A 25,754-nucleotide genomic window follows, 5' to 3' on the forward strand; every position below is an offset into this window, starting at 1 on the left:
GATGGCTATGCAGTGACGATCGCCGACTTCGCTGCCACCTTCTTCGCTTCCTTCCTGCGGCCATACCAGCCGCCGACCACCAGGAGGATTGCCACCGCCACCAGATCGCCGCCCAGTGCCACGGGCCGCGTGGGCCGGCCGCCGGCAATGCCATAGGTGAAGCCTTCGATCGTCACCGAGACCACGGCGCCCAGCACGAAGCAGAACAGGCTATGCCGGCCGATCTGCACCACCGGCCCCATAAAGCGGGCCACGCGCTCGACCCAGCCCGCGCGCGCCGCCAGATAGACCAGCCATGCCAGCCCCAGGAAGCTGAGCACGCGCAGGAACGCCAGGCTCTGCTTCGGCAGTGGAAAGACCATCGACGGCAACCACGCCGGCAGCCAGGCCTCATACACGTGCGGACGCATCCACAGATACGTCAGCGCCATGCAGGCCATCGTGACGACCACCGCGCCGATGGTGCAGGCCCAGCGCGCGATGTTCTGTTGCGGCAGCACGAAGTCCGGCCGCAGGCGTGCCAGCAGGCCCATGCCGAACATCAGTTGCCATGCGAACGGGTTGAAGCTCCAGCCGCGCGGCTCGCTGCTCGGCAACAGCGGCAGCAGCGCCGGCGCCATGAGCCAGAGCGCCACGCTGCCGCAGACAAAGGCCAATGGATACTTTCTCGCCCAGCCGATCGCCAGTGGCGCCAGTCCAATAAACACCGCATACATCGGCAGTACATCCGAGACGAATGGCTGCCGCGCCAGGCCGATCACCTGGAACAGCGTCTCGATCGGTTGGGCCATGAACGCTGGTGCCTCGGTCGCGCGCACGGCTGGCGCGGGCACCTTGCACATCGCCAGCAGGAACCCGAACAGCAGCATCAGCACCCCGGTCAGCACGAAGGCCTTGTAGATCTCCCAGCTACGGCGGTGCAGGCGTTTGCTCGCGGCGCTGGCGCCCTGACGGGCCTCCATCGCGAGATAGGCGGCGCCCGCCGAATAGCCGGCCAGGAAAACGAATACCTCGGCGGCGTCGAAGAGCGTGAAGTTGCGGATCGTGTAGTCGGCCAGCACGCTGCCGTTGACATGGTCGACCACGATGAAGAGCAGCGCGATGCCGCGAATCAGGTCGACCTCGGTGCGCCGCTGGTTGTTGTTCACTGCGTTCACAGGCGTGCTTCCCAATGCAAACGGGCCGAAATTGCTTCCGGCCCATGTCTTATGCCACGGATTTTACCGTGGCATCAGGGTTAACGTGTACGCACTGTGTTTCAGTAGATTACGCTGCCGAATGTGCTGCATGCAGCCTGCCAAGCGTCCGTCGCCCAGCATCGATCACGCTGCTGGCATGCGTGGTCTGGTAGCGGATGATCATGCCCTCGATGCAGAGCATGGCCTCTTCCGCCACTTCACGTGGGCTGGACAGCCCAAGATCGTGGGCGATCCCGGTGACGAAGTCCTCCAGCGACGCCTTGTGCGCCACTGCCTGCGCCAGCAGCCGTGGGTCGTCACCGGCACCGCCGCCCGCCTCCGCGATCATGTTGATGAAGGAGCAGCCACGAAAATCCTCGGTGGCGAACCACTCGCCTAGCGCATCGGCCATGATATCCAGGTTGCCGCGTGCGGCCAGTCGACGGGTCACCGCATCGCGGAACCAGCCCATCCAGTAGTCATGCCGGCGCTCGAGATACGCGACGATCAGGTCGTTCTTGGAAGGGAAATGCCTGTAAAGCGACATCTTGGCCACGCCCGACTCGGCGATGATCCGGTCGATCCCAGTACCGCGATAGCCATCGCGGTAGAACAGGCGTGCTGCGGTATCGAGGATGCGGTCGCGCGCGGATGGGGTAGGCATGACGGATGACAGGGTAAGGCGTTGGCGTGGATAGGCGCCATTATAGGAGACAGATCTGTCTTGATCTGTCTCGATCTCTATATATGCATCCCGCCAAATGAACAAGGGCCGGAAGCGAGACTTCGCTTCCGGCCCTCCCGATCAAGCCAGGCTCACGCTGCCGTCCGATCAGGCGGCTTCCTGCAATTGCGCCAGCTTGGCTTGCGCATCACGCAGCGCCGTGCGCAAGCCCTCTTCCACAACGGGATGGTAGAAAGGCATGGCCAGCATCGCGACGATCGTCAGCCCCTGTTGGTACGACCACGCCAGCAGATGCGCGATATTCTCGGCGCGCGGGCCAATCCACTCAGCGCCAATGAAGCGACCTGTGGCGCGATCCGCGTAGACGTGCATCAGCCCACGGTTCTTGAGCATCACACGGCTGCGGCCCTGATCCTCGAAGCTGACCTCGCCAGTCACGAAGCTGCCCGGCGTCAGTTCGGCAAAACGCTTGCCGACCATCGCGATCTGCGGATCGGAGAACACCACCGCGATCGGCGCGCGCCGCGTCAGCGGCCCGACCTTCGGCCAGAGCGCAGCGTTTTCGCCAGCAATCTTGCCTTCGTCGGCCGCCTCATGCAGCAGCGGCAGGACGTTATTGGCATCCCCGGCGATGAAGATCGGCGATTCACCGCACTGGAGCGTCACCGGGTCGAACACCGGTACGCCCCGCCCATCGAGTTCCAGCGCGGTGTTGCCCAGCGCAAGCGTATCGACATTGGGCCGGCGACCCGTGGCGGCCAGCACGTAGGCAAAGCGCTCCGTCACGGTCTGGCCGTCGGCGTCTTCGAACGTGATAACGGCGTCGTCGCCCTCGCGGCGCATCTCAAGCACGCGCGCATCCGCCAACAGCGAGAATTCCTGGTTGAAGGACTTGGCAGCGTAAGCACGAATCTCGGGGTCCGACAACGGACCGACGCCGCCACCGACACCAAACACGCGCACCCGCACGCCAAGCCGCGACAGTGCTTGCCCCAGTTCCAAACCAATCACGCCCGGGCCGAACACGGCCACGCTTTGGGGCAGGTCTTCCCACGAGAACACATCGTCATTGACGATCAGGCGATCGCCGAACACGCCAAAGGACGGCGGCACGGCGGGGCGCGAACCCGTGGCGATCACCACGCGGCTAGCGCGCACGACGGTGTGGTCGTCAACCTGGAGGATCGTGTTGTCGATGAACCGCGCCTGGCCGATCAGGCGGTCGTCCTGGGGAATGCTCTCCACGCCGCGCACCACGAAGCCGACAAAGCGGTCGCGTTCGCTCCGCACGCGCTGCATGACTTCCCTGCCGTCGATGCGGACCGGGCCATCCACGTGCACGCCAAATGCAGCAGTGTGACGCGCTTCGTGCGCGGCTTCCGCTGCGGCAATCAGCAGCTTCGACGGCATGCAGCCCACGCGGGCGCAGGTCGTGCCATACGCCCCGCCCTCGATGATCACGGCGCGCTTGCCGGCGGCAATGGCCGCGCGGTAGGCGGCCAGGCCGGCAGTGCCCGCGCCGATGATGGCCACATCAGTCTGGACGGTCTGGACAGTTTGAGCGGTCTGGGCATTCTGGTTCGTGTTCATGTGCGTTTCCTGTATCGATCGTCAATCGGCGTACGGGATGGCGCCGCCACATACGCGGCGCCATCGGATACGACGACTTGCTAGGGGGGGAGATGGTGCCCAGGACACCGGTCGGGGGAACCGGGCCCGGGCGAGGGAGATCAGCGAGCCAGGTACTGTTCGAGCGCTTCTGCGCCACCGACCAGCTTGCCGTTGATGAACACCTGCGGCGCGGTCATTTCGCCCGACACGGCGCCCAGCACCTTGCCGCGAATCTTGTTCTCGAGCGGCACGTCGATGTACTCGAAGCCGTTGTCCGACAGCAGTTGCTTGGCCTTGGCGCAGTGCGAGCAGCCAATCTTCGAGAACACCACCACCTGGTCCGGCTGCTTGGCGGTCGGCGCGATGTAGTTCAGCATCGTGTCGGCATCCGACACCTTGAACGGGTCGCCCGGCTCTTCCGGCTCGATGAACATCTTGTCCACCACACCGTCCTTGACCAACATCGAATAGCGCCAGCTACGCTTGCCGAAACCGAGGTCGGCCTTGTCGACGAGCATGCCCATGCCGTCGGTGAATTCGCCGTTGCCGTCAGGGATCATGACGATGTTCTCGGACTCCTGGTCCTTGGCCCACTCGTTCATGACAAAGGTGTCGTTGACCGACACGCACAGGATCGCGTCGACGCCTTGCTTGGCGAACACCGGCGCCAGTTCGTTGTAGCGCGGCAGGTGTGTGGACGAGCACGTCGGGGTGAAGGCGCCCGGCAGCGAGAACAACACTACGGTCTTGCCGTCGAACAGTTCGGCCGTGGTCACGTCCTTCCACTCATTGTTTGCACGCACACGGAACGTGACGTTGGGAACGCGTTGGCCTTCACGGGATTGCAGCATCTGGATCACTCCTCTGGGTCAGGTTGGCGCCGCGTGTTGCAGCGATGGAGTGGATTCTGAAGATCCCAATGTGATTTGTACAATTCATCGTTTCAACTGAACCGATTGATAATTGCTATTATCAATCGCAGGGAAACGATTGATTTCCCCTATCGACGAGTGATCTCCCTGCTTTCTTGCCGCATCGGGCGCCGCTATCATTCGGCCACCCAACAATGACAACCCGGACAACCGAAGGGACAAACCCGATGAATCGTCTGACTGCACGACTGCCAGCGGCAACCCTGCTGGCCGCCGCCCTGCTCGCCTGCCCGCTGACACCCATGGCGAACGCGGCGACCATCGCCAAGCCGGAGCTCGACCAACTCGTGGCCGGTGCCACGACAACGCCTCCAGCCAGTTTCAATGCCTTCCTCGACGCCGCGGTCAAGGCCGACCCGAAACTTGCGCCTTCCGTGCGAGCCTATCGGGCAAAGCGCCCGCTCACGGGCGACGACCTCGTCAACATCGGACGCCTGCTCGGCGTCTACAACCGCGTGCGCAACGGGCAGGCCGTGCTCGACAGCATCAGCGAGATGGTGGCGCTGCGCACGGTGCGCGACGACAAGGTGCCGCAGCACGAGAACCCCGCAATCATCGAGTTCGGCAAGCTCGTGGAGCGGATGGCCAAGGACTTCGGCCTGCACTATCGCAACATCGACAACCGCGTGTTCGAAGTCACGCTGCCTGGCACCGGCAAGGACACCTTCGGCATCCTTACCCATGCCGACGTGGTGCCCGTGGTGGCCGACGAATGGGTACTCGACGATGGCACGAAGCTCGACCCGTTCAAGGTCACGCGCGTAGGCGACTACCTCTATGGACGTGGCACGATCGACGACAAGGGCTCGATTGCCGCCGCCCTCTACGCGATGAAAACCGTGCGCGAAAGCGGCGTGCCGCTGGCGCGTTCGATCCGGCTGATGATCGAGACCACCGAGGAAACCGGTGGCGACGGCATGAAGTACTACCGCGAGAAAACCGCCCTGCCCGAGTACAACATCGTGCTCGACAGCAAGTACCCCGCCGTGGTCGCCGAGAAAGGCTCGGGCGCGCTGACCGCGCGCTTCGCGGATCAGGCGGTGGACGGCAAGCAGCCGGCCATCGTGGCCATGAGCGGCGCCGCCTCGGCCAACGCGATTCCTCAGACGGCGACGGCACGCATCAGCGGCGGTGACCTGGCAGCCGTGGCCGCCGGCCTGGAAAAGGCGCGCGCCGGTTTCATCGCCCAGCATGAGGCCCAGGGCAAGTTCTCGATCGACATCGCGCGTGACGGCGACGTCATCGTCGTGAAGGTGACTGGCACGTCTGCCCATGGCTCCCGCCCCGAGGAAGGCGTGAACCCCGTGCCGCGTCTCGCGATGTTCCTGCAGTCGTCGGGCGTCGCCTTTGCAGACAACCAGTACGCCCATGCGATCCGCTACCTGACCGACCTCTATGGCACCGACTATCTCGGGGAAAAGCTCGGCGTGGCCTATCGCGATGACTTCATGGGTCCGTTGACGATCTCGCCGACGCTGATCCGCGAGCGCGGCGGCAAGCTCGAAGTCACCGCCAACGTGCGGATGCCGCGCGGTGCAACGCCCGATGCCTTGCGCGCGAAGATCGCCGAGCGCATCCAGGGCTGGGCAGCAACCACGCACACCGCGCTGGAAATCCAGCACGAACAGGGCGACTGGATGGCCCGGGACCCCAAGGGCGCCTGGCTGGCCACATTGCTGAACATCTACGGTGATACCACCGGGCTCGAAGCCAAGCCCGTGCCGACCGCCGGCAGCACCACGGCCAAGCTGATGCCGAACGCGATCAACTTCGGGCCAGCGATGCCGGGCAAGAAGTACACGGCGCACAACGCGAAGGAGTACAAGGAAGTGCCGGACCTGAACCTGGACATGCAGATGTTCACGGAGATGCTCGTGCGCGTTGGCAATCTGAAATCGATGCAGTAAGAGGCCGTTTCAAACTGAAGCGAAGCGGTTCTGGCTAGGGTGAAGCAGGGGTTTCGGCTCGCATGCGAGCCGCCTGCGGAACGGCATGTGCCTGCGAGCACATGCGCGCCCTGCAAGGGCGGGGCCGCAGACAGTACAAGTCGTACGGCAAGGCCCCGCAACGACGCCAGAATCTTTTTGAAACGGCTTCTAAGGCCGCTCGGCTGGCCCGTGCCGGGATACATCAAAGCGGTGCGACCCGCTAAACGGGTCCGCAAAGGGTCCGCTTAGCGGAGTCGTAGCGGGTCGTTTAGCGGGAATTCCTCTTGTTGTTATCGATTTAATCTGTTTTACATGGCTTGCGGCACTGAATAGGCTTTATCCCCGTCCTCACCCCCGTGTGTGCGCCCCCGCGGCCACGGCCCAAGATAAGAACGACGGAGACAAGCCATGGAGAATCGAGTCCGGCGACGCCGGTTTCTCAAGCAGGCTGGCGCGTTGACGGCCAATGCGGTCGTCGGCACCACCGCCCTGAACGCCCTCGCCGCCAGCGGCGACAAGCAGGTCCAGCTCCCCTTCGACAACGGCGCGCGCGAGCTTGTGGCGTTTCCGCAGAAGCGGCCGCTGATCCTGCTGACCAGCCGGCCTCCGCAGTTGGAAACCCCCTTTAGCGTGTTCAACGAGGGGATTCTGACGCCTAACGACGCGTTTTTCGTGCGTTATCACTGGAGCGGCATTCCGACCTCGGTCGACCCACAGACCTATCGGCTCCGCATTGGCGGCAAGGTGAAAACGCCGCTCGAGCTATCACTGGCCGACATCAAGGCCATCGCGCAGCCGATGGAAGTCGTCGCCGTCAACCAGTGCTCGGGCAACAGCCGTGGCTTTCTTGCTCCGCGCGTCAATGGCGGCCAGCTCGCCAACGGTGCCATGGGCAACGCGCGCTGGACCGGCGTGCCGCTGAAGGCCGTGCTCGAACGAGCCGGCGTGCAACCCGGCGCTGTCCAGGTCAGCTTCAATGGCCTCGACCGGCCACCACTCGACAACAGCCCCGACTTCGTCAAATCGCTCGATATCGACCACGCGCTCGATGGCGAGGTCATGCTGGCGTGGTCCATGAATGGCGAAGACTTGCCGATGCTCAATGGCTACCCGCTGCGGCTGGTGGTGCCAGGCCACTACGGTACGTACTGGGTGAAACACCTTTCCGATATCACCGTTCTCGACAAACAGTTCGACGGCTTCTGGGTGCAGAGCGCCTATCGTATTCCCGACAACGCCGGGGCCAATGTCGAACCCGGCTCGGCACCGGCACGCACACGCCCGATCGGGCGCTTCAACGTGCGCTCGTTCATCACTAGCCTGACCGAAGGCGCGACGGTCCCGTCCGGACGAGAGACCGTGGTAAGAGGCATTGCGTTCGACGGCGGCTACGGTATCGCCGAAGTCGCATTCTCGGCAGACGGCGGCCGAAGCTGGACGGAAGCCACGCTCGGCCAGGATCTCGGCAAGTACTCGTTCCGCGAATGGCGCGCCGCATTCCGCCCGCCACGCAAGGGTGCCTATGACCTCCGGGTCCGCGCGGTCAATCGTATCGGCCAGAGCCAGCCGATGACGGCGTTGTGGAATCCGGCCGGCTACATGCGCAACGTGGTGGAAACCACGCGCGTCAAGGCAGTCTGAGGAGCCCACCATGCAAAAGACCCCTTGCAGCCGCTTCCCGGCGCGACGCCTTGCCATCAGCCTGGCGCTGATGCTCTCCGCCCTGCCCGCCGCGCACGCGCTGGAAATCCAGCTTCCACCCGAAACCGCAAGCTATCAACCCAGCGAACTGCCCGGCTATCGGCTGGTGCAGCAGAACTGCATGACCTGCCATTCGGCGCAGTACGTGTCGACTCAGCCGCAGTCGCTGGGCCGCGCTTACTGGGATGCCACCGTCAAGAAGATGAAGACTGCCTTCGGCGCGCCACTGCGCGACGAAGACATCCCGGTGATGGCCGACTATCTGGTCCGGACCTATGGTGCGGAACGCCAGACGACCGCTGCCGCGGCCGTATCGCCTGCTCCCGCCGCATCGGCAAAGCCAGCGCCAGCCAAGGCACACGACGCCAGCAGCCTCCTCGCGGCCAACAACTGCCTCGCCTGCCACGCCGTGGACAAGAAGGTGGTGGGCCCCGCATTCCACGATGTTGCCGCGAAATACGCCGGCCAGGCCGATGCCGTCAGCACCGTGATGCGTAGCATCCGCGCCGGAGGCAGCGGCAAATGGGGAAGCGTGCCGATGCCGCCGTTCGCGGATGTCAGCGACGCCGACCTGCGCGAACTGGCTGGCTGGGTACTCGGGCGCTAAAGGACTGCGTTCAGAAGCCCAGGTCGCTCAGGCCCGGATGGTCATCGGGCCGGCGACCGAGCGGCCAGTGGTACTTGCGATCGCTCTCGCGGATCGGTGCGTCATTGATGGATGCATGACGCTGCCGCATCAGGCCGTTCTCGTCGAATTCCCAATTCTCGTTGCCATACGAGCGGAACCAGTTGCCCGAATCATCGTGCCACTCGTAGGCAAACCGAACCGCGATGCGATTGCCCTCGTACGCCCAAAGCTCCTTGATCAGCCGGTAATCCAGTTCCTTCTGCCACTTTCGGGTAAGAAAGGCCTGAATCTGCTCGCGGCCATGTACGAACTCGGCACGATTGCGCCAGACGCTGTCGATCGTATAGGCCAGGGCCACACGGGCCGGATCGCGCGTATTCCAGCCGTCTTCGGCTGCACGCACCTTGGCAATGGCGCTTTCACGGGTAAATGGCGGCAGCGGCGGCCGGACTTCGGGGACGTTCGACATCGAGGGACTCCTTCCTGCGTGTTATCAGTTGGGGTGATACAGATCTGTCTACACAGTGTATGTAGACAGATCTGTATGTCAAGCAGGAATGCCCCGACTCCGGGATACAGCAAGTCAGCCGATCACATGCGAACAGCCACGGCGACGGGTTGCAAGTCCGCCAGATACCGGTGGATCTGCGCAACGACCGCCGCACCCTCACCCACGGCGGCGGCTACTCGCTTGGTCGAGCCGGATCGCACGTCTCCGATCGCGAACACGCCCGGCACGCTCGTCTCAAGCGTGAAGTCGGCGCGTTCGGTGCAGGAGCGATGGGCCTCGTATCCGGTCAGCACGAAACCCTTGGCATCGGTCTCCACATTGCAGGCGCGCAACCATTCGGTGTTGGGCGCCGCGCCGATGAACAGGAATACGTGGCGCATCGGCACAGAAATGCAGTCGGCACCCTGTGTTTGCTCCCGATAGCGCACGATCGACAGCCACTCCTCGCCCTCCAGCGCGGTGATCTGGGCGTGCGTGTGCAACGTGACGTTGGGGAGGCTGCGGATGCGGTCGATCAGGTAGCGCGACATCGTTGCCTCTAGCCCTTCGCCGCGCACGAGGATGTGCACCTCCCTGGCGTGGGACGCCAGGAACACCGCTGCCTGGCCGGCCGAGTTACCGCCGCCGACGAGCATCGCGTGTTCGTCCTTGCACAGCTTGGCTTCTACCGGCGAAGCCCAATAGTAGACGCCACGGCCTTCATAGCGATCGAGCGAGTCGATCTCCGCGCGACGGTACTGCGCGCCGGTGGCGATCACAACGGTACGCGTGGGAATCTGACGACCGTCCGACAGTTCGATCCGGATCGGATTCTCACCACAATGCAACGCCTTTGCTTCCAGTGGAATCGCCAGATGCGCACCGAACTTGAGCGCCTGGACGAAGGCCCGCCCCGCCAGCGCCTGCCCGGAAATGCCGGTGGGAAAACCCAGGTAGTTCTCGATCCGGGCGCTCGCGCCAGCTTGCCCGCCCGGCGAGCGGCAATCGATCACGGCCACGGACAACCCTTCGGACGCCGCATAGACAGCCGTAGCCAGACCCGCCGGACCAGCGCCGACGACGATCACGTCATAGACATGCTCGGGGTCGAACTCGGGAACCAGGCCAAGGCAACTGGCAAGCTGGCCCTCATCCGGCGCGCGCAGGATGCTGCCATCCGGGCAGATCACCATCGGGAAATCGCTTTGCGGGGCATTGCTGAGATCGAGCAGACAGGTGGAGTCGTGATCCGTCTCGATATCGATCACCTTGTGCGGGTGCCCGTTGCGACGCAGGAACGCCTGCAGCGCCAGCAACAAGGGCTGCGTGCCACGTCCCACCAGCACCGGGCCACTGCCGCGCTCGATCAGGCCGACCCGGCGCAGAATCAGCGCCCGCATGATGCGCTCGCCCAAATCGGCCTCTGCCACCAGCAGCGCACGCAGGCGCTCGGGGGCAATCACCAGTGCGACGGTATCCTCGATGGCCAGGGCGTCCACCAGCGCCGGCTTGCCGGTCAGTTGCCCGACTTCCGCCAGAAACTGGCCGGGCCCTTCCTCGGTAATGGTGCTGCGGTTGCCCAGCCCGTCCCGCTGGATGATGCGCGTGCGGCCGGACAGGACGACGTACATCCCGCGCCCCACGTCGCCCGTCGAGAAAAGCATCTCGCCAGCGCGCCACGATCTAACTTCGCCGAAACGGTGAATGCGCTCGATTTCGGCCGCCGTCAGCGTTGGAAACATCTGGTGGCTGCGGGATTCCAGTAGCGAATACGGCGCCTCCAGCCCGGAAACCGGCTCGTGACCACCGTCGCCACCCGAGGTATCAGGATTGGCATCGGTCTCCGATGTCGCCCGCGTCATCTCCATGCTTCCCCCTTGCAATCGTGTGGTGGCCGGATGCTCCGGCCGCGCAAGGATTGATGGTAGTCATGCCTCACGCCTCGCACCAAGTACACATGAAGATTTTAGGCAGCGGCGGCAGGAAAGACCCGACGGATCACCTGCCCTGCGGTGGAAATGTCGAACCCGCCGTTTCATGAAAAAACCGACTTGATACCAGTGATTTAAATCATGGTGAGAATATTAAGCGGTAGCTACACTGTGCTGCGCGCCTGTTGACACGCAACGTCCGCCGCGATTCACAAGGTCCGCTGGCGGAGAACCAGACAGCCCCCAAGCAAGCAAGGAGACGAGATGTACCGCGATCGCATTCGCCTGGCAGACCTGCAGAACAGGATCATGTCGGCCGATCAAGCTGCAGCACTGATTCAGGATGGCATGACGGTAGGGATGAGCGGGTTCACCCGCGCAGGCGACTGCAAGGCCGTACCGGTGGCGCTGGCGCGCCGCGCTGCCACCGATCCGCTGCAGATCACGCTGATCACGGGCGCATCTCTCGGTAACGACACCGACAAGATCCTGGCGGAGAGCAATGTGCTTGCCCGCCGCCTGCCTTTCCAGTCCGACTCCACGCTGCGCCGCAAGATCAACGACGGCGAGGTGATGTTTATCGACCAGCATCTGGGTGAAACCGTCGAGCAACTGCGCAGCGGCCAGATCGCACCCGTCGATATTGCGGTTATCGAAGCCACGGCTATCACCGAGACGGGTGGCATCGTGCCCACCACGTCGGTCGGCAACTCCGCCAGCTTCGCGATGATGGCGAAGAAGGTGATCGTCGAACTAAATCTGAACATGCCGACCGGGCTGGAGGGACTGCATGACATCGCGTTCCCGGTGCAACGCCCGTATCGCCAGCCGATTCCGCTGATCGCCGTCGAGCAGCGCATCGGCCTGCCGTATATCCCCGTTGATCCGTCGCGCATCGCCGCGATCGTGATCACCCAGCGCGACGACAGCCCATCGAACGCGCTGCCGCCCGATGGCGAAACGCGCCAGATCGCCGGACACCTGAATGCGCTGCTCGATCGTGAAGTGCGCGCCGGACGGCTCTCGACGTCGCTGCAGCCGCTGCAGGCCGGTATTGGCACGATCGCCAACGCCGTGCTGCACGGGCTGGCCGACTCGCCGTTCCACGACCTGACCATGTATTCGGAAGTCCTGCAGGACAGCACCATTGCGCTGATCGACGCGGGCAAGCTGCGCTTCGCCTCGGCATCGTCGATGACGCTGTCGGCACCCGTGTATCGTCGCGTGCTCGATGATATCGAGCGCTACAAATCGCGTCTGATCCTGCGCCCGCAAGAGATCAGCAATCACCCCGAAGTGCTGCGCCGCCTGGGCCTGATCACGATCAACACCGCGCTCGAGTGCGACATCTATGGCAACGTGAACTCGACGCACGTTGGCGGCACGCACATGATGAACGGTATCGGCGGCTCGGGCGATTTCGCGCGCAATGCGTACCTGTCGGTGTTCGTCACCAAATCGGTGGCCAAGGACGGCAAGATCTCCAGCATCGTGCCGATGGTCTCGCACGTCGACAACAGCGAGCACGACGTCGATATCCTCGTCACGGAACACGGGCTGGCCGACCTGCGCGGTCTGGCACCGCGCGAGCGAGCGCTGCAGGTCATCAACAACTGCGCCGACCCCGCCTACCGCGACGGGCTGCTCGACTACTTCCGCCGCGCCTGCCTCCGTGGAGGCCAGACGCCTCATCTGCTCGAAGAAGCGTTCGCCTGGCATATCAACTACCGCGAACAAGGCACGATGCAGCCGCAGGGACAGGTTGGCAAGGCCGCCAACGAAGCGCTGGCAGCCTAAGCCAAGTAAGCTGAGGCCCTTCCTTCAGTCTTCCATCAACACCCGGAGCATCCGCTCCGGGTCGACCAGAAAGTCACGCGTGATCTGGTAGTGCTCCGTGTCCTGATAGGCGATCGGCTCGATGCCGCGCGCCGAGCACTGGTAGATGCATGCGTCGGGATAAGCCATCAGGATGGGCGAGTGCGTGGCGATCACAAACTGCGATCCCTCCCGCACCAAGTCGTGCAGCCGCGAAATCACCGCCAACTGCCTTGCCGGCGATAGCGCAGCCTCGGGCTCGTCGAGGATATAGAGCCCCTTCCCCTGGAAACGCTCGGTCAGCAGCGTCAGGAAAGCCTCCCCATGTGACTGCTCGTGCAATGAGTGGCCACCATACGAGTTGATCACCGGCGCGCCTAGCCCGGGTTCCGCATCAAGCCGTTCAATCTCCGTCGCAACGTTGTAGAAGCTCTCCGCGCGCAGGAAATAGCCCGTGCTCGGCCGGCGGACGCCTTTGGCGATGCGCAGGTATTCGTGAAGATCCGAATGCGACGCGCGTGTGGCGAAACTGAAGTTGCGACTGCCACCTTCGGCATTGAAGCCGAGCGCCACCGCAATCCCTTCCAGCAGCGTCGACTTTCCGGAACCGTTTTCGCCAACCAGGAAAGTCACGCGAGGGTGCAAATCGAGCGTCTCCAGCTCGCGCACGGCTGGCAACGAGAAGGGATAGCGATCGAAGCCCGGAACCTTGTCCCGAAGCAGGGTTACGCGGCTGACGAATTGGCTGGACAGCATGTGCTTGGCGACGAAGTCATTCAGACGACCGCAATGTTTGCACATCTTGCCCCGCCCCCTTATCTGCTGGCCAATTCAGAGGCTGATGGAACTGCCTCTTGGCCGTTAATTGCACATCTCAATCTGGATGAGCTGGTTGAACGCCTGGGCGCAGACGGGTGCGACGATGCGCTCACGGGTATCTGCCTGCCGGGCCGACTTGCCTTGCTGTTCACGCGGGAAGCGCCCTGCGCACGCGATGCCATTCTGAGCGCCCTTGCCGACGTTCGGCGAATCGCACCGTCCGCGCAATTGACCGAACTAGTCGCATAATTGCCGGTGCCATCCCTTCTCTTTGGAGCTGGCCGGAAGTGGCCTATGCTGTCCTCACGACCATCACGCGACAACATTGACGGGCGCCCTGCCCTTCATACCGATATCCATGGAAAAGACTGCATTCGTATTCGCCGGCGGTGGCAGCCTGGGCGCCATCGAGGTCGGCATGCTGCGGGAACTGGTGAAATGGGGTGTGGCACCGGACCTTGTCATCGGCGCATCTGCGGGGGCGATCAACGGGGCCTACTTTGCATGCAACCCCCATGCCGAAGGTACCGCCAGGCTGGAATCACTGTGGCGGAGCATCACCAGGGCGGAAGTCTTGCCATGGTCGTGGCGCAGCATGTTCGGGATGATCGCTGGCAACCGGGGACACCTTGTGGAATCCTTCGGTTTGCGGCGCCTGCTCAATCGCAACTTTGGCGCGGCCAAGCTCGAAGAGTCCGCCGTACCGCTTTATGTGGTCGCCACGGACATGCAGACAGGTGCCGAAGTCGTGCTCTCCGCGGGCAACATCGTCGATGCAGTGTTGGCCAGCGCCGCCATTCCCGGCGTCTTTCCGCCGGTGGAAGTCGGTGGCCGCAAGCTGATCGATGGTGGCGTCGCCAACAATACTCCTGTATCCACCGCCATCCGGCTGGGCGCGACCCGCATCATCGTGCTGCCAGCCGGCTTTGCCTGCGCCGAACGCAGGCCGCCACGCGGGGCCGTCGAGCACGCCTTCAATGCCCTGTCGCTGCTAGTGGCGCGGCAGCTCGTGTATGACCTGGAACGCTGGTCGGAGCAGGCCCAGATCGCAGTGGTGCCACCGCTTTGCCCGCTAGATATCTCGCCTTATGACTACACTCGCTGCGGCGAACTGATCGAGCGTGCAGCCGAGGCAACGGTGGCCTGGCTGCGTGCCGACGGCCTGTCCAGCCGACGCGTGCCGGGCGCGCTGGAGCCGCATACGCACGACGAAGCGTCGCCAAGCTGCAGCACAGATCTGCTTGGCCCCACCAGTGGACACGCCCATGCCAAGCAGCATGGGCACGGCCATCCACACTGATATCTCAAGCGCACGCAGCAGCTGGCCGTAAAATCGTGGCTGACCATTCAAATTCAGAAGCCACAGCTACTCGATGAAGACGCTTGCCTTGTTTTGCGCCGCCCTGCTAACCAGCGCGGTGGCCCACGCTGAAACCCTCAATGCTGCCGCGCCGCTCGGCGTCGAACTGGGAAAAACGACGTGCACGCGTATGCCGTCGGGCCCTGATCGCACCAAGACCGGCACCTCGCCCTGGGCTGGCGGCGACACCATCGAAATCCGGAATCTGGAACGATTCAAGCTGCCAGGCCTGACCAAGGCGACGGTCAACTGCGACCAGCATGACACCGTGGCGCTCGTCACCCTGAACTTCGACCGGTCGGCAATGGACGATGTCGTCCGGCAACTCGATGCGCGGTATGAGTCGAAACGCAAGACCGATGCCAATGCCGAGAATGGCTATGCGGAATGGGCGGCGGCAAACGGCGGCATCGAAATGCTCTACGCCCGCGATGGCAAGGCGCTCGTCGTGGCCTACTGGGCCAAGGGCGCGAAGGCCAAGTACTTCTCGTACAGTGCGACCCGCGATAAGCAGCCGCCTGCGGCCGTCACCCCGCAAGGTCAGCTCTGATCCTGTCCAGGATTTTGGGCGCATATGATCAGTTAATGATCATTTTTACCAAAATGATCATTAAGATACTCATCTCACCTTGAAGAACACGCGGCAACTTGCTACTCTTTCTATGCATTCATGCATAAATGAGTAGCATAATGAGCACAGCCTTACAGAGCGAACTAGAATCAGCCCGTCGTGCCGCCGGCGTCAGCCAACAGGAACTCGCGTCACGCGCAGGCCTGTCGCGGATGACCGTCCAGCGCACGGAAAGCCACGAAATCGATCCCAGGCTGTCCACCGTCATCGAAATGGCACGCGCCCTGGGCATGGACGTGATGCTTGTGCCAACGGTGCTGCGGCCAGACCTCGAGAATTTCGTTCGCGCCGGAGGCAAGTATCTCGCCCAACCTCCGGGCGGCGATGCCCCACCGTCGGTCGTCGACACCTTGATCGCGAAATGACCACGTCGATCCGCTACCTGCGCCTGTTTCTCTATACGGCTACCGGGCGCCGTGGCATCGGCTACCTGTCCCAGTATGGCGACATCCTCCGGATCTCTTTCGACCGTGATTACATCGAGGACGAGAATCGCCCCACGTTGTCGCTCGGATACGTCGGCGAGACAGAGGCGGCTACGCGGGCGATCCTCACGGCGCTACGGGACGTACGAGTGGTCCGCACGGACGGTCACTGGCCGGTGTTCTTCCAGAACCTCCTGCCGGAGGGCCACAATCGCGAGCGCCTGGCCAGCGAGCGCGGCTGCAGCACGGAAGACGAGTTCGAACTGCTGGCGGCGGCCGGTCACGACTTGCCGGGCGCGGTGGAAGTCGAACCCGTTCCGCCCGCCGAAGGCGTGCCCCAGATCGTGCGCAATTGGCACACCGCGCTAGGGCTCGATGTGCTGGAGCCCGGCTTCGTCGAAGACCCGGTGGAAGACGCCGCGGCCATCCCCGGCGTGGTCACGAAATTCTCGGCCATCCAGCAGGGACGGCGTTACGTGGTCAAGCGCCACGGCGAGGCTGGCGACTTCATCCTCAAACTGCCATCGACGCGCCATCCCGATCTGGTCGAGAACGAATTCACGGGTTACCAGCTATGCAGGGCCCTGGGGCTCGATTGCGCAGAGGCAACAGTCATCTCGCGCGAGGAAGCCGAGCTACCCGAGCAGGTGCCCTTCCAGCGCATTCTGGCCGTCAAGCGCTTCGATCGCGCCCCTGGCGGGCATCGCGTGCACATGGAGGAGTTCGCGCAGATACTCGGGTACGCACCGCGAAACAAGTACGGTCGCGCGCTCGCGCTCGACTACGGCAATATGCTTCGCGTCCTCGATCGACTTTCGGCGCGCCCCGCGCCCGACGTCCAGGAGTTCATCAAGCGTTTCGTTGCATTCCTGCTGATGGGCAACACCGATGCCCATTTGAAAAATTGGGCAGTTCGCTATCCGGATGGCCGGGCGCCTGTCCTCTCGCCGCTCTACGACCCCGTATGCGTGACGGCGTTTTTCGACGACGTTCCCGTGACGGACTACGGCATCAATCGCGCGATCGACAAGACCTTGCGCGCCTATACGTTCGACGACCTCGACGCCATGGTGCGCTCCGCCGGCCTGCTCAGGCGCGCGCGTTTGCTGTCGATCGCGAGGGAGACGGTGCGTCAGGCTCAAGCCGATTGGCCACGCATTCTGGAGGATGCGCCCGAAGGTGTCCGCCGAGCCGTGTCGGAGCGTCTCGCCGGTGGTGTGGCACTGACCCGAACCTGACGCCAAGTGCGCCAAGTGCGCCAAACGCCGATACAGTGCGCCGTACCTGGATCAAGCCGTAGCGCCGCCGTCGAGCCCGATCGTCTGCCCGGAGATATAGCGTCCAGCGGGCGATGCCAGCAGCACGGCCAACCCCGCCACGTCGCGCGCCTCGGCAATGCGCCGCATCGGGATGGAGGCAGACAACGCCTTCTCGCGGTCGGGGTTGCCCCATAGCGCATCACGCGAGAAATCGGTGCGGACCGGCCCCGGATTGATGCTGTTCACATTGATGTTGTGCGGTCCGAGCGTATGAGCGAGGCTGCGCATCGCCAGATCGACGGCCCCCTTCGAGATGCTGTACAGCGGCAACAGCGCGGATCCCCGACGTGCCGCGATGCTCGACATGAAGATGATCGAGCCGTCGTTGCGGGAAATCATCTGCGGCGCCAGTGCGTTGACGAGCACGAGATTGCCGCGCACGTTGCCCGCCATCACCGCGTCGAAGTCCTCAGGCCCCTGCTCCAGGATTGAACCGGCCACACCACTGCCCGCGGCATTCAGGACTAATGCGTCCACGCGGCCGAACGTCTCCAGCACCCGGTCGGCAAAGGCGCGCACACTGGCGGTATCGGCGATGTCGCAGGCGAGGCCAGTGGCGTCGATGCCCTCCGACTTCAGTGCGGCGGCAACTTTTTCGCTGACCGCCGCGTTGCGCCCAGACACCACCACCCGGGCCCCGGATGCGCCGAGCGCTCGCGCCATTTCCAGACCCATTCCCTTGGTGGACCCCGTGACGACCGCGACGCGGCCGGACATATCGAAGAGCTTGTACATGAGTGGAACTCCTGTAACTGATCAGGTTAGGTAGATGTCGGCCTCACAATTTGGATGATGCTCGACATCTATTGAATAAAGTATGTTCATCATCTAAACTCGCGTCAAGCAAGGATTCACGATCGGGAATGAAGGAGATCGTTATATGGCGCGCGCATCACGGGCGGTTGCAGAGCAGCACAAGGCAGCCATTGAGGCGGCATCGGCTCGGCTGTTCCGGGAACATGGGCTGCATGGGGTGTCGGTCGCGCAGGTCATGGCAGATGCCGGGCTCACCCATGGCGGGTTCTACGGCCACTTCCCTTCACGGGACGCACTGGTCGCCCGGGCCTGCGCCTTGGCGTTCGAGGAGTCGGCCACACGCTGGCGGCAACGCATCGATCAGGCGCAAGGTGACCGGAAAGCGGCACGCCGGAATCTGGTCGTGCAATACCTGAGCACAACCCATCGGGATGCAGCAGGCCGGGGATGCGCCGCCTCGGCGCTTGCCGGCGACGTGGCACGCGAGGCCAGCGACAAGCCTGTACACGATGCGTATCTGCACGGCCTCAAGTCACTGATCGACATCTGGCAGTCCACCGCGCCGGATGGCGACGATGCCGCCGGCGACTCGGCACTGGTCGATCTCGCCACACTGGTCGGCGCCATCACCATCGCGCGTGCAACGCGTGGCGACGCCCTTTCCGACGACATCCTCGCCGCAGCCCGAGACCGCCTGCTGGCCAGCCACAAACCCACGGACGCCTGACCGCAGGCCGCACCCATTCTCATTGCCCCCAGGGGAGACCCATGTTTGCACAAGCCCTATCGAACCGGCTCGACCGGCGTGGCATCCACTATGCGTGGATCGTCGCAGCCATCACGTTCAGCGTGATGCTCACTACCGCCGCCGCGCTCGGCCTGCCCGGCGCCTTTCTCAAGCCGCTGACCAGCGAGATGGGCTGGAGCACGGATCAGGTCTCGTCGATCCTAGCGGTGCGGTTTGCGCTGTTTGGTTTGATGGCGCCGTTCTCGGCGCTACTGATGGATCGCTTCGGCGTCCGCAACGTAGTCTGCGTGGCGCTGGCGTTGATCGCCGGGGCCATGGCACTGGCCACGGTATCGACGCAGCTTTGGCAGTTGTTCATCGCGTGGGGGCTGATGCTCGGTATCGGGTCGGGCATGACGGCGATGGTGCTTGCCGCGCTCGTCGCCAACCGCTGGTTCACGGCGCGGCGCGGGCTGGTGATCGGCATGTTGACCGCAAGCTCCGCAACCGGCCAGCTTGCATTCCTGCCGGCGGCTGCCTGGCTGATCGAACACATGGGCTGGCGCTTTGCCGTGCTGCCGGTGCTGTTTGCCTGCGGCACGCTGGCGCTCCTCGTGTTCGCCTTCATGCGCAATCGCCCCGCCGACGTCGGCCTGGTGCCGTTCGGCGAATTGCCCGGCACGGCGCCCGCCACCACGGCACCGGCCATGCCGCTGACATGGCGCGGGCCGTTCGTGGTGTTGCGCGACGCGGCGCGCACACAAACGTTCTGGATCCTGGCCGGCACCTTCTTTATCTGCGGGCTGTCGACCAACGGCCTGATCCAGACGCACTTCATCGCGCTATGCGCGGATTTCGGGATGTCGCCGGTACCTGCCGCATCGGCACTGGCCATGATGGGCGCGTTCGACTTCGTCGGGACGATCCTCTCGGGCTGGCTGTCGGACCGCTATGACAACCGCAAGCTGCTGTTCTGGTACTACGTGCTGCGCGGGCTGTCGCTGTTCTGGCTGCCGCACTCGGAGTTCACGCTGTACGGCCTGTCGGTGTTCGCGATGTTCTATGGACTCGACTGGGTGGCCACGGTGCCGCCGACGATCAAGCTGGCCGGCACCACGTTTGGGAGAGAGCGCGCTGCGATGGTATTCGGCTGGATCTTCGCCGCGCATCAGATCGGCGCGGCAACGGCGGCATTCGGTGCGGGATTGTCGCGCACGGCCTGGCTGACCTACTCCCCGGCGCTCTACGTGGCCGGTGCCGCATGTATCGTCGCCGGACTGCTCGCATTGATGGTACGGCGCCCGGCCCCTCGGGCAGATGGCGTCACGCCGCAAGCGGCTGGCGCCTGAACGCTCCTGAGCGCGCCGGAAGGCAACACTAGCGTTCGTGGCAGGCCGCCACGAACGCGTCGATGAGCGCCGCCGCGCTGGCACGCTTCAACGCCGATTGCCGGACCAGCACGCCGATCTCCCGATACATCGGCATACCCGGCATCGGCACCTGCTCGACATTCGGGGTCTGCGCCAGCGGCACAAGCTCGCAAGGAATGATCGCGCAACCGAGCCCCTCGCCAACCATCTGCAGGATGACTGCAGGCTCGTCCAACTCCATGCCCTCGCGTACCCAAAGGCGGTGCCGTTTGAGATAGCGGTCCACGAGTTGCCCGCCGGTCGAGTGGCGGTTGTATCGGATAAACGGGACTGTCGACAGCAGCGTCTTCAGGTCGGCCGGCGCCCCCTTCGGCGCCACCGCTACGAAGCGCTCCTTCACCAGCGGCACCCACTTCAGTTCGGGTGGAATGCCGAGCCGCGGCTTGACCAGCACCGCAATATCCAGCTCGCGGGCATCGACCTGCGTCAGCAACTGCGTCGACATGCCCGGCACGATATTGACGTGGGTGTCAGGAAACGCGACGCGAAAACGTTGCATGGCACGCGGCAACAGACTGGCCTGCACGGTCGATACCGCCCCCAGATCCAGCGGCGCCGTATCGCGCTGCAGTCGCGCGCCCTTCATCGACTCGTAGAGCGCAACGATGCGCGAGGCGTCCGCCAGCATCTGCCGGCCCTCCTCGCTCAGGGTCACCGATTTGCCCGATCGATCGAACAACGTGCAGCCGAGATCTTCTTCCAACCGGCGAATCTGGGTGCTGACCGCCGACTGCGTCAGCCCGAGCCGCGCGCCGGCCGACGAGAACGAACCGGTTTCGGCGGCCACGAGAAAGGTCTTGAAATAGCGGAGCAAGGCGGGATTCAAGCATCGAAATTTTCGATGCTCAGTCAAAAAATGATTCGTTTAATATTACGAGTTCTGCTGATTACAATCAACGACGCCTTCACGCATCCATGGAGATAACGCCCCACCATGAACGCCATTCCCCTGTTCCACCTGGCCTTTCCCGTGCACGATCTTGCCGCTGCCCGCCACTTCTATGGCGAACTGCTTGGCTGCCCGGAAGGCCGCAGTTCCGACGCCTGGATCGATTTCAACTTCTACGGCCATCAAGTGGTGGCGCACCTGTCCCCCGACGAGTGCGGCCACCGCGCTACCAGCGCCGTGGATGGCGATGACGTGCCCGTACGCCACTTCGGGGCGATCCTGCCGATGACCGAATGGGAAGCCCTGGCCGACAAGCTACGTGCCGCCGGCACCCGGTTCGTGATCGAGCCGCACGTGCGCTTCAAGGGTCAGGTCGGCGAACAGGCCACGATGTTTTTCCTGGACCCGTCGGGCAACGCGCTGGAGTTCAAGGCGTTCGGCGACATGAGCCAGGTATTCGCGAAGTAACACCCCACACGATTCACCCATCCCAAGACAATCCAGCGAGACATGACCGAATTCGTCATCCAGCCTGCCCCGCAGGCCAGCGTAGCCGTAGCGGGCAGCCAGGCCCGTTTCCCTATCCGCCGCGTGTTCTGCGTGGGGCGCAACTACGCCGCCCACGCACGCGAAATGGGCAAGGACCCCGATCGCGAACCGCCGTTCTTCTTCACCAAGCCAGCCGATGCCGTCGTGGCCGCTGAAGGCACGGTGCCGCATCCGCCGTTGACGGAGAACCTCCACCACGAGATCGAGCTTGTTGTCGCGATCGGCAAGGGCGGCACGAACGTCAGCCCGGCGCAGGCACTCGACCTGGTGTGGGGCTACGCCGTGGGCGTGGACATGACGCGCCGTGACCTGCAGGACGTCGCCAAGAAGATGAGCCGCCCGTGGGACTGGTCGAAGGCCTTCGATGCGTCAGGCCCGTGCGGTCCGCTGCATGCGGCATCCAGCATCGGCCATCCGTCCAAGGGCGCGATCTGGCTCAAGGTCAATGGCGAAACGCGCCAGGAAGGCGACCTGACCGAACTGATCTGGCCTGTTGCCGATGTGATTGCCTATATCTCGGAAGCCGTTGCACTGGAACCGGGTGACCTGATCTTCACCGGCACGCCGGCAGGTGTCGGCGCCCTGAACCCCGGCGACGTCGTCAGCGGCGGTGTCGAGGGTATCGGTGAGATCACTTTCACCATCGGCAAGCGCTAGAACATCACATTCACGTAGTGCCAGACGGCGTTGCTCATTTCTCGTGAGCAACGCCGTTTCTCCTTTATATTCATGCAATTACGAACACTCTAGAGCGGTTGCTCGAGTTCGAGCATAGCAATTTCTCCAAATTCTCCTTGCCTATCTATCTAGTAGTAGATAATATTTGCCTCATGGACGACGCGATGCAGCAAAGCAGTCCGCAGCACCAAGCCGATCCACGCAACACCAAGTCGTTTGTCAGTACCGGGAGGCGGTCTTTTTTTAGCCCTGGCTACCTATCTAGCAGTAGATAGCAACAGCGCCCAAACCAAGACCCCTGAGATTCGCAGCACAGAACACCGGCCCCGCGACCCACACACCAAGATCGCCCGGCCCTTCGCAAGGAGAGCAATCATGAACGCCAAGACCATCCTGACCGCCGCCGCACTCGCCGCCGCTTTCGTCACTGGCGCCGCCCAAGCCGCCCCCGCCGCCCAGAAGGCCGGCGAAGTCTACGGCTACAGCTATCGCGTGAACGACCAGCGCAGCGCCTTCACCGACGGCGCACGCGTCGGCAAGACCGACCCGTACACCGATGGCGCAAAGGTCGGCAAGGCTGACCCGTTCACCGATGGCGCCAAGGTCGGCAAGTTCGATCCGTACACCGACGGTGCCCGCATCGTCGCCGGCCTGGACCGCACCGGTGTCTCGAGCGAACCCGCCCGCAAGGTTGATCCGTACCTCGACGGCGCCAAGGTCGGCAAGTTCGACCCGTACACCGATGGCGCACGCATGGTCGCCGGCCTGGATCGCACCGGTGTCTCGAGCGAACCGGCCCGCAAGGTTGATCCGTACTACGACGGTGCCCGTGCCGGCAAGTTCGACCCGTACACCGAAGGCGCAAACGCCTAATACAGATCAGGCCACCGACGCGATACACATGCCGGGCCGGTGGCCGACACCAACATCTGGAGTGTCATCATGAGTCTGCGTGACAGTGCCCTGATTCTGGGTGGATGGGTGATGCTGGCCCTTGGCAGCGGCGCCCTTGTCTCGCTCGTTGCAAAGTCGCTGTCGATCTGAGACAGCGAAAATCGGAGGGTCCCCCGCGAAAGCGAAAGCTGGGGACAGTCGCCATGAAAACGTCGTCCGTACGCGAACAACTGCTTGAACACGCTTCGGTGCTGATGCGACGGCGTGGCTATAACGGCTTCAGCTATCGCGACCTCGCGGAGCTGGTGGGCGTGAAGACCTCGAGCATTCATTACTACTTCCCGTCCAAGGACGACCTGGTGCTGGAAGTGGTACGTCAGTACCGCCAAACGTCGGTGGCCCGCCTCGCGGCGATCGACACCTCGCTTCCACTGATCGAACAGGCGCGGAAGTATGTGCTGCCGCTGAGCAATGGCATCGACCTCGGGCAGATCTGTCTGATCGGCATGTTGGCCGCAGAGGTGATGGTCCTGCCGCAAGCGGTTCGCGCGCTGCTGCAGGAGCATTTCCAGGCGAACGAGAACTTCATCGCCGACATGCTGCGCCGCGCCGAGGCAGAACGCGGCCAGCAGTACCCGGTGCCGCCCCAGCTACTGGCCAAGGTGCTTTATGGCGCGATCCAGAACGGACTGATCACCGCGCGGATGTCCGGCTCGAATGATCGAATCGACGCCGCAGCGAATATGCTGATTGGCGCCGTTGGCGGCTCGATGTGCGCCATCGAGGAACACGAAGCCGTAGCCGCCTAGGCCTGGCATTACCGTTTTCGGCGCATCACGCGCCCGACGCCCGCCGTCTTGCTCTCGCGGCGGGCGTTGTTTTCGTTCTCGCTTCCGCTTCCGCCCCCATTTCTATTTCCACCCACGCCGGCGCATGATCGCTCGCGTGCGGCTCGCCACGCACCCATTTGTCGACGCCAGCGTCACGCATGTGCTGCGCCAGACTTCGGCTCAGCAGCAGATGATCGATGCGCAAACCCGAGTCCTTCTGCCAGTGCTGACGAAAGTAGTCCCAGAACGTATAGATCCGGGTGTCGGGATAGCGTGTGCGTAGTGCATCGGCCCATCCCTGCTCAAGCAACTGTCGATAGCATTCGCGAGACGCCGGCTGCAACAGTGCGTCCTTGAGCCACGAGCGCGGATTGTAGATGTCGTCGTCGGTCGGCACCACGTTGAAATCGCCGGCCAGTACCACCGGGTGGCCGCTGGCGTAGAGCGTGCTTGCGTGTCGAATCAACCGTTCGAACCAGGCCAGCTTGTATTCGAACTTCGGCCCTGGCTGGGGATTGCCGTTCGGCAGGTAGAGGCACGCCACCAGCACGCCTGCAACGGCCGCCTCGATATAGCGGCTCTGCGTATCAGCAGCATCGCCTGGCAGACCGCGCCGCACTTCGACCGGATCCGACCCTTTTGCGAGGATCGCCACACCATTCCATGATTTCTGCCCCTGCCAGACTGCGCCGTAGCCTGCCGCGTGGAGCTCTGCCACCGGAAATGATTCGTCCACGGCCTTGAGTTCCTGCAGACAGGCTACGTCGGGCTGCTCGCGCTCCAGCCATGCCAGCAGCGACGGCAGCCGCGCGTGGATGCCGTTGATATTGAACGTCGCGATCTTGAGATGGCCCATCGGCACCGCTCCAGGTCGGATAGCTATTCATCTTAGGTGCCTGGTTCACGCTCCGCCCGTCAATTTCGCGACCACAACCGGGTCAACCCAATGAACCTTGGCGTTCGCCGGGCACCGACCGCGCTAAGCATGGTCGGCCCGATGTATGGTCGGCGCCAGGTTCTGCAACAGTTGCACGGTGATATCAGGCGAATGCAGGACAGTGCCGCCGTGGCGTGAAATGAAGTGCCGGGCCGCCATCACATCCTCGAACGCCGGCAAGTTGCCCTGACGCATCGGCCCCGGAACCGACGAACCCTGCACGTAAACGGCCTCGTTGGTGGCGATCCATTGACCACCCTCGGTCGCGCGCACATAGCTCGCGGCTATCTCGCTGGCGGTTCGGCTGGGCGCATATCGTGGCAGGTTGCGCAGGTAGATGAAAAGGCTTAGCGGCGAATCGAAGAAATAGGCATCGCCGTCGGAAAAGATCACCTGCGCGGCCCATTCCGGCACCCGCGACGGGAATGCGCCGCACACCGGGCACCGCGCATTGGTTGGCACGACGCGCGGGGCGTCAGGTGCGATGCCGGACGCTGGGTCATAGGGCGTGGCCGGAGCAACAAAGCAGATATCCGTGGGTACCTGCGAACTGGCGCGAACCCTTGCGTAGAAGGCGTACCAACCCATGGCTCCCAGCACCAACGTCAGCA

25 protein-coding genes and 1 pseudogene are annotated in these 25,754 nt (G+C 63.6%); 15 read left to right on the plus strand and 11 right to left on the minus strand.

Features of this window, described 5'->3' with window-relative positions:
• Positions 1-5: 5 nt before the first annotated feature.
• From WD006_RS12890 to WD006_RS12905, 4 genes are all read right to left on the minus strand, one after another.
• Positions 6-1,157, minus strand: a complete 1,152-nt coding sequence (locus WD006_RS12890) for an OpgC domain-containing protein (protein WP_011519307.1) — start codon at positions 1,155-1,157, stop codon at positions 6-8.
• 109 nt (positions 1,158-1,266) lie between these two features.
• A complete protein-coding gene (locus WD006_RS12895) occupies positions 1,267-1,842 on the minus strand; it encodes a TetR/AcrR family transcriptional regulator (RefSeq protein WP_029306406.1) in 576 nt (191 codons plus the stop codon).
• A gap of 168 nt (positions 1,843-2,010) precedes the next feature.
• Positions 2,011-3,453, minus strand: a complete 1,443-nt coding sequence (locus tag WD006_RS12900; RefSeq protein WP_029306407.1) for a dihydrolipoyl dehydrogenase — start codon at positions 3,451-3,453, stop codon at positions 2,011-2,013.
• Between the two features lie 140 nt (positions 3,454-3,593).
• The gene (locus tag WD006_RS12905) at positions 3,594-4,325 is read right to left on the minus strand and encodes a glutathione peroxidase (RefSeq protein ID WP_011519310.1); all 732 of its coding nucleotides are present in this window, start codon (positions 4,323-4,325) and stop codon (positions 3,594-3,596) included.
• Between the two features lie 248 nt (positions 4,326-4,573).
• Here WD006_RS12905 and WD006_RS12910 point away from each other — a divergent pair, with 248 nt between their 5' ends.
• From WD006_RS12910 to WD006_RS12920, 3 genes are all read left to right on the plus strand, one after another.
• Positions 4,574-6,313 (plus strand): dipeptidase, encoded by a 1,740-nt coding sequence (locus tag WD006_RS12910; protein ID WP_029306408.1) that lies wholly within the window; start codon positions 4,574-4,576, stop codon positions 6,311-6,313.
• 429 nt (positions 6,314-6,742) lie between these two features.
• Complete coding sequence (locus WD006_RS12915; RefSeq protein ID WP_029306409.1) at positions 6,743-7,975, plus strand: molybdopterin-dependent oxidoreductase; 1,233 nt, start codon at positions 6,743-6,745, stop codon at positions 7,973-7,975.
• Positions 7,976-7,985: 10 nt separating this feature from the next.
• Positions 7,986-8,642, plus strand: coding sequence for a c-type cytochrome (locus tag WD006_RS12920; protein ID WP_011519314.1), 657 nt, complete (start codon positions 7,986-7,988; stop codon positions 8,640-8,642).
• 10 nt (positions 8,643-8,652) lie between these two features.
• Here the strand turns inward: WD006_RS12920 and WD006_RS12925 are convergent, their stop codons facing one another.
• Positions 8,653-9,132, minus strand: coding sequence for a DUF1348 family protein (locus tag WD006_RS12925; RefSeq protein WP_029306410.1), 480 nt, complete (start codon positions 9,130-9,132; stop codon positions 8,653-8,655).
• 122 nt (positions 9,133-9,254) lie between these two features.
• Complete coding sequence (locus WD006_RS12930) at positions 9,255-11,015, minus strand: FAD-dependent oxidoreductase (RefSeq protein WP_413784100.1); 1,761 nt, start codon at positions 11,013-11,015, stop codon at positions 9,255-9,257.
• A 333-nt stretch (positions 11,016-11,348) separates the two neighbouring features.
• On the opposite strand from WD006_RS12930, the gene WD006_RS12935 reads away from it, so the two are divergent.
• Positions 11,349-12,881 (plus strand): acetyl-CoA hydrolase/transferase family protein, encoded by a 1,533-nt coding sequence (locus tag WD006_RS12935; protein WP_029306412.1) that lies wholly within the window; start codon positions 11,349-11,351, stop codon positions 12,879-12,881.
• Positions 12,882-12,905: 24 nt separating this feature from the next.
• Here the strand turns inward: WD006_RS12935 and WD006_RS12940 are convergent, their stop codons facing one another.
• Positions 12,906-13,655: an AAA family ATPase gene (locus WD006_RS12940; RefSeq protein WP_029306413.1), complete on the minus strand. Its 750-nt coding sequence runs from the start codon at positions 13,653-13,655 to the stop codon at positions 12,906-12,908.
• Between the two features lie 108 nt (positions 13,656-13,763).
• Between WD006_RS12940 and WD006_RS12945 the strand changes: the two are divergent.
• From WD006_RS12945 to WD006_RS12965, 5 genes and pseudogenes are all read left to right on the plus strand, one after another.
• A pseudogene (locus tag WD006_RS12945) lies at positions 13,764-13,955 on the plus strand (DNA-binding protein); the annotation flags it as partial.
• Between the two features lie 121 nt (positions 13,956-14,076).
• Complete coding sequence (locus WD006_RS12950; RefSeq protein ID WP_029306415.1) at positions 14,077-15,018, plus strand: patatin-like phospholipase family protein; 942 nt, start codon at positions 14,077-14,079, stop codon at positions 15,016-15,018.
• A 73-nt stretch (positions 15,019-15,091) separates the two neighbouring features.
• On the plus strand, positions 15,092-15,628 hold the full coding sequence (locus WD006_RS12955; protein WP_011519321.1) for a hypothetical protein: 537 nt from the start codon (positions 15,092-15,094) through the stop codon (positions 15,626-15,628).
• Positions 15,629-15,768: 140 nt separating this feature from the next.
• The gene (locus tag WD006_RS12960; RefSeq protein ID WP_017513114.1) at positions 15,769-16,074 is read left to right on the plus strand and encodes a helix-turn-helix transcriptional regulator; all 306 of its coding nucleotides are present in this window, start codon (positions 15,769-15,771) and stop codon (positions 16,072-16,074) included.
• Positions 16,071-17,372: a type II toxin-antitoxin system HipA family toxin gene (locus tag WD006_RS12965; protein ID WP_011519323.1), complete on the plus strand. Its 1,302-nt coding sequence runs from the start codon at positions 16,071-16,073 to the stop codon at positions 17,370-17,372. The genes WD006_RS12960 and WD006_RS12965 overlap by 4 nt, the downstream gene beginning before the upstream one ends.
• Positions 17,373-17,423: 51 nt before the next feature.
• Here WD006_RS12965 and WD006_RS12970 read toward each other — a convergent pair whose 3' ends face one another.
• The gene (locus WD006_RS12970; protein ID WP_029306416.1) at positions 17,424-18,188 is read right to left on the minus strand and encodes an SDR family NAD(P)-dependent oxidoreductase; all 765 of its coding nucleotides are present in this window, start codon (positions 18,186-18,188) and stop codon (positions 17,424-17,426) included.
• 145 nt (positions 18,189-18,333) lie between these two features.
• Here WD006_RS12970 and WD006_RS12975 point away from each other — a divergent pair, with 145 nt between their 5' ends.
• Together WD006_RS12975 and WD006_RS12980 are read left to right on the plus strand one after the other, a co-directional pair.
• Positions 18,334-18,936 (plus strand): TetR/AcrR family transcriptional regulator, encoded by a 603-nt coding sequence (locus tag WD006_RS12975; RefSeq protein WP_011519325.1) that lies wholly within the window; start codon positions 18,334-18,336, stop codon positions 18,934-18,936.
• Positions 18,937-18,977: 41 nt separating this feature from the next.
• Positions 18,978-20,285, plus strand: a complete 1,308-nt coding sequence (locus WD006_RS12980) for an MFS transporter (RefSeq protein ID WP_029306417.1) — start codon at positions 18,978-18,980, stop codon at positions 20,283-20,285.
• A gap of 28 nt (positions 20,286-20,313) precedes the next feature.
• Here WD006_RS12980 and WD006_RS12985 read toward each other — a convergent pair whose 3' ends face one another.
• On the minus strand, positions 20,314-21,180 hold the full coding sequence (locus tag WD006_RS12985; RefSeq protein WP_017513109.1) for a LysR family transcriptional regulator: 867 nt from the start codon (positions 21,178-21,180) through the stop codon (positions 20,314-20,316).
• A 120-nt stretch (positions 21,181-21,300) separates the two neighbouring features.
• On the opposite strand from WD006_RS12985, the gene WD006_RS12990 reads away from it, so the two are divergent.
• The 4 genes from WD006_RS12990 (at position 21,301) to WD006_RS13005 (ending at position 24,185) form a co-directional block, all read left to right on the plus strand.
• On the plus strand, positions 21,301-21,723 hold the full coding sequence (locus tag WD006_RS12990; protein ID WP_008645798.1) for a VOC family protein: 423 nt from the start codon (positions 21,301-21,303) through the stop codon (positions 21,721-21,723).
• A 42-nt stretch (positions 21,724-21,765) separates the two neighbouring features.
• The gene (locus WD006_RS12995) at positions 21,766-22,461 is read left to right on the plus strand and encodes a fumarylacetoacetate hydrolase family protein (RefSeq protein ID WP_011519328.1); all 696 of its coding nucleotides are present in this window, start codon (positions 21,766-21,768) and stop codon (positions 22,459-22,461) included.
• A 396-nt stretch (positions 22,462-22,857) separates the two neighbouring features.
• The gene (locus WD006_RS13000) at positions 22,858-23,355 is read left to right on the plus strand and encodes a hypothetical protein (RefSeq protein ID WP_011520002.1); all 498 of its coding nucleotides are present in this window, start codon (positions 22,858-22,860) and stop codon (positions 23,353-23,355) included.
• Between the two features lie 224 nt (positions 23,356-23,579).
• Positions 23,580-24,185, plus strand: coding sequence for a TetR/AcrR family transcriptional regulator (locus WD006_RS13005; RefSeq protein WP_011519330.1), 606 nt, complete (start codon positions 23,580-23,582; stop codon positions 24,183-24,185).
• Positions 24,186-24,210: 25 nt separating this feature from the next.
• Here the strand turns inward: WD006_RS13005 and xth are convergent, their stop codons facing one another.
• Positions 24,211-25,062: an exodeoxyribonuclease III gene (gene xth, locus WD006_RS13010; protein ID WP_029306419.1), complete on the minus strand. Its 852-nt coding sequence runs from the start codon at positions 25,060-25,062 to the stop codon at positions 24,211-24,213.
• Between the two features lie 123 nt (positions 25,063-25,185).
• Positions 25,186-25,731 carry a nitrous oxide reductase accessory protein NosL gene (locus tag WD006_RS13015; protein ID WP_051722934.1) on the minus strand — a complete coding sequence of 182 codons (546 nt, stop codon included), beginning with the start codon at positions 25,729-25,731 and terminating at the stop codon, positions 25,186-25,188.
• Positions 25,732-25,754 lie beyond the last annotated feature (23 nt).

Origin of the sequence: Cupriavidus sp. Met-2, assembly GCF_049843575.1 — a bacterium.
GTDB classification, from domain to species: Bacteria; Pseudomonadota; Gammaproteobacteria; order Burkholderiales; family Burkholderiaceae; genus Cupriavidus; species Cupriavidus metallidurans.

What these genes read in the sequence shown, in the direction of transcription:
- WD006_RS12955 (WP_011519321.1), top strand. Translation starts at nt 15,092, where the DNA reads ATGAAGACGCTTGCCTTGTTTTGCGCCGCCCTGCTAACCAGCGCGGTG.
- WD006_RS12990 (WP_008645798.1), top strand. Translation starts at nt 21,301, where the DNA reads ATGAACGCCATTCCCCTGTTCCACCTGGCCTTTCCCGTGCACGATCTT.
- WD006_RS12965 (WP_011519323.1), top strand. Translation starts at nt 16,071, where the DNA reads ATGACCACGTCGATCCGCTACCTGCGCCTGTTTCTCTATACGGCTACC.
- WD006_RS12910 (WP_029306408.1), top strand. Translation starts at nt 4,574, where the DNA reads ATGAATCGTCTGACTGCACGACTGCCAGCGGCAACCCTGCTGGCCGCC.
- WD006_RS12915 (WP_029306409.1), top strand. Translation starts at nt 6,743, where the DNA reads ATGGAGAATCGAGTCCGGCGACGCCGGTTTCTCAAGCAGGCTGGCGCG.
- WD006_RS12950 (WP_029306415.1), top strand. Translation starts at nt 14,077, where the DNA reads ATGGAAAAGACTGCATTCGTATTCGCCGGCGGTGGCAGCCTGGGCGCC.
- WD006_RS12900 (WP_029306407.1), bottom strand. Translation starts at nt 3,453, where the DNA reads ATGAACACGAACCAGAATGCCCAGACCGCTCAAACTGTCCAGACCGTC.
- WD006_RS13015 (WP_051722934.1), bottom strand. Translation starts at nt 25,731, where the DNA reads ATGGGTTGGTACGCCTTCTACGCAAGGGTTCGCGCCAGTTCGCAGGTA.
- xth (WP_029306419.1), bottom strand. Translation starts at nt 25,062, where the DNA reads ATGGGCCATCTCAAGATCGCGACGTTCAATATCAACGGCATCCACGCG.
- WD006_RS12935 (WP_029306412.1), top strand. Translation starts at nt 11,349, where the DNA reads ATGTACCGCGATCGCATTCGCCTGGCAGACCTGCAGAACAGGATCATG.
- WD006_RS12930 (WP_413784100.1), bottom strand. Translation starts at nt 11,015, where the DNA reads ATGACGCGGGCGACATCGGAGACCGATGCCAATCCTGATACCTCGGGT.
- WD006_RS12960 (WP_017513114.1), top strand. Translation starts at nt 15,769, where the DNA reads ATGAGCACAGCCTTACAGAGCGAACTAGAATCAGCCCGTCGTGCCGCC.
- WD006_RS12925 (WP_029306410.1), bottom strand. Translation starts at nt 9,132, where the DNA reads ATGTCGAACGTCCCCGAAGTCCGGCCGCCGCTGCCGCCATTTACCCGT.
- WD006_RS12895 (WP_029306406.1), bottom strand. Translation starts at nt 1,842, where the DNA reads ATGCCTACCCCATCCGCGCGCGACCGCATCCTCGATACCGCAGCACGC.
- WD006_RS12940 (WP_029306413.1), bottom strand. Translation starts at nt 13,655, where the DNA reads ATGCTGTCCAGCCAATTCGTCAGCCGCGTAACCCTGCTTCGGGACAAG.
- WD006_RS12970 (WP_029306416.1), bottom strand. Translation starts at nt 18,188, where the DNA reads ATGTACAAGCTCTTCGATATGTCCGGCCGCGTCGCGGTCGTCACGGGG.
- WD006_RS12920 (WP_011519314.1), top strand. Translation starts at nt 7,986, where the DNA reads ATGCAAAAGACCCCTTGCAGCCGCTTCCCGGCGCGACGCCTTGCCATC.
- WD006_RS13005 (WP_011519330.1), top strand. Translation starts at nt 23,580, where the DNA reads ATGAAAACGTCGTCCGTACGCGAACAACTGCTTGAACACGCTTCGGTG.
- WD006_RS12975 (WP_011519325.1), top strand. Translation starts at nt 18,334, where the DNA reads ATGGCGCGCGCATCACGGGCGGTTGCAGAGCAGCACAAGGCAGCCATT.
- WD006_RS12980 (WP_029306417.1), top strand. Translation starts at nt 18,978, where the DNA reads ATGTTTGCACAAGCCCTATCGAACCGGCTCGACCGGCGTGGCATCCAC.
- WD006_RS12995 (WP_011519328.1), top strand. Translation starts at nt 21,766, where the DNA reads ATGACCGAATTCGTCATCCAGCCTGCCCCGCAGGCCAGCGTAGCCGTA.
- WD006_RS13000 (WP_011520002.1), top strand. Translation starts at nt 22,858, where the DNA reads ATGAACGCCAAGACCATCCTGACCGCCGCCGCACTCGCCGCCGCTTTC.
- WD006_RS12905 (WP_011519310.1), bottom strand. Translation starts at nt 4,325, where the DNA reads ATGCTGCAATCCCGTGAAGGCCAACGCGTTCCCAACGTCACGTTCCGT.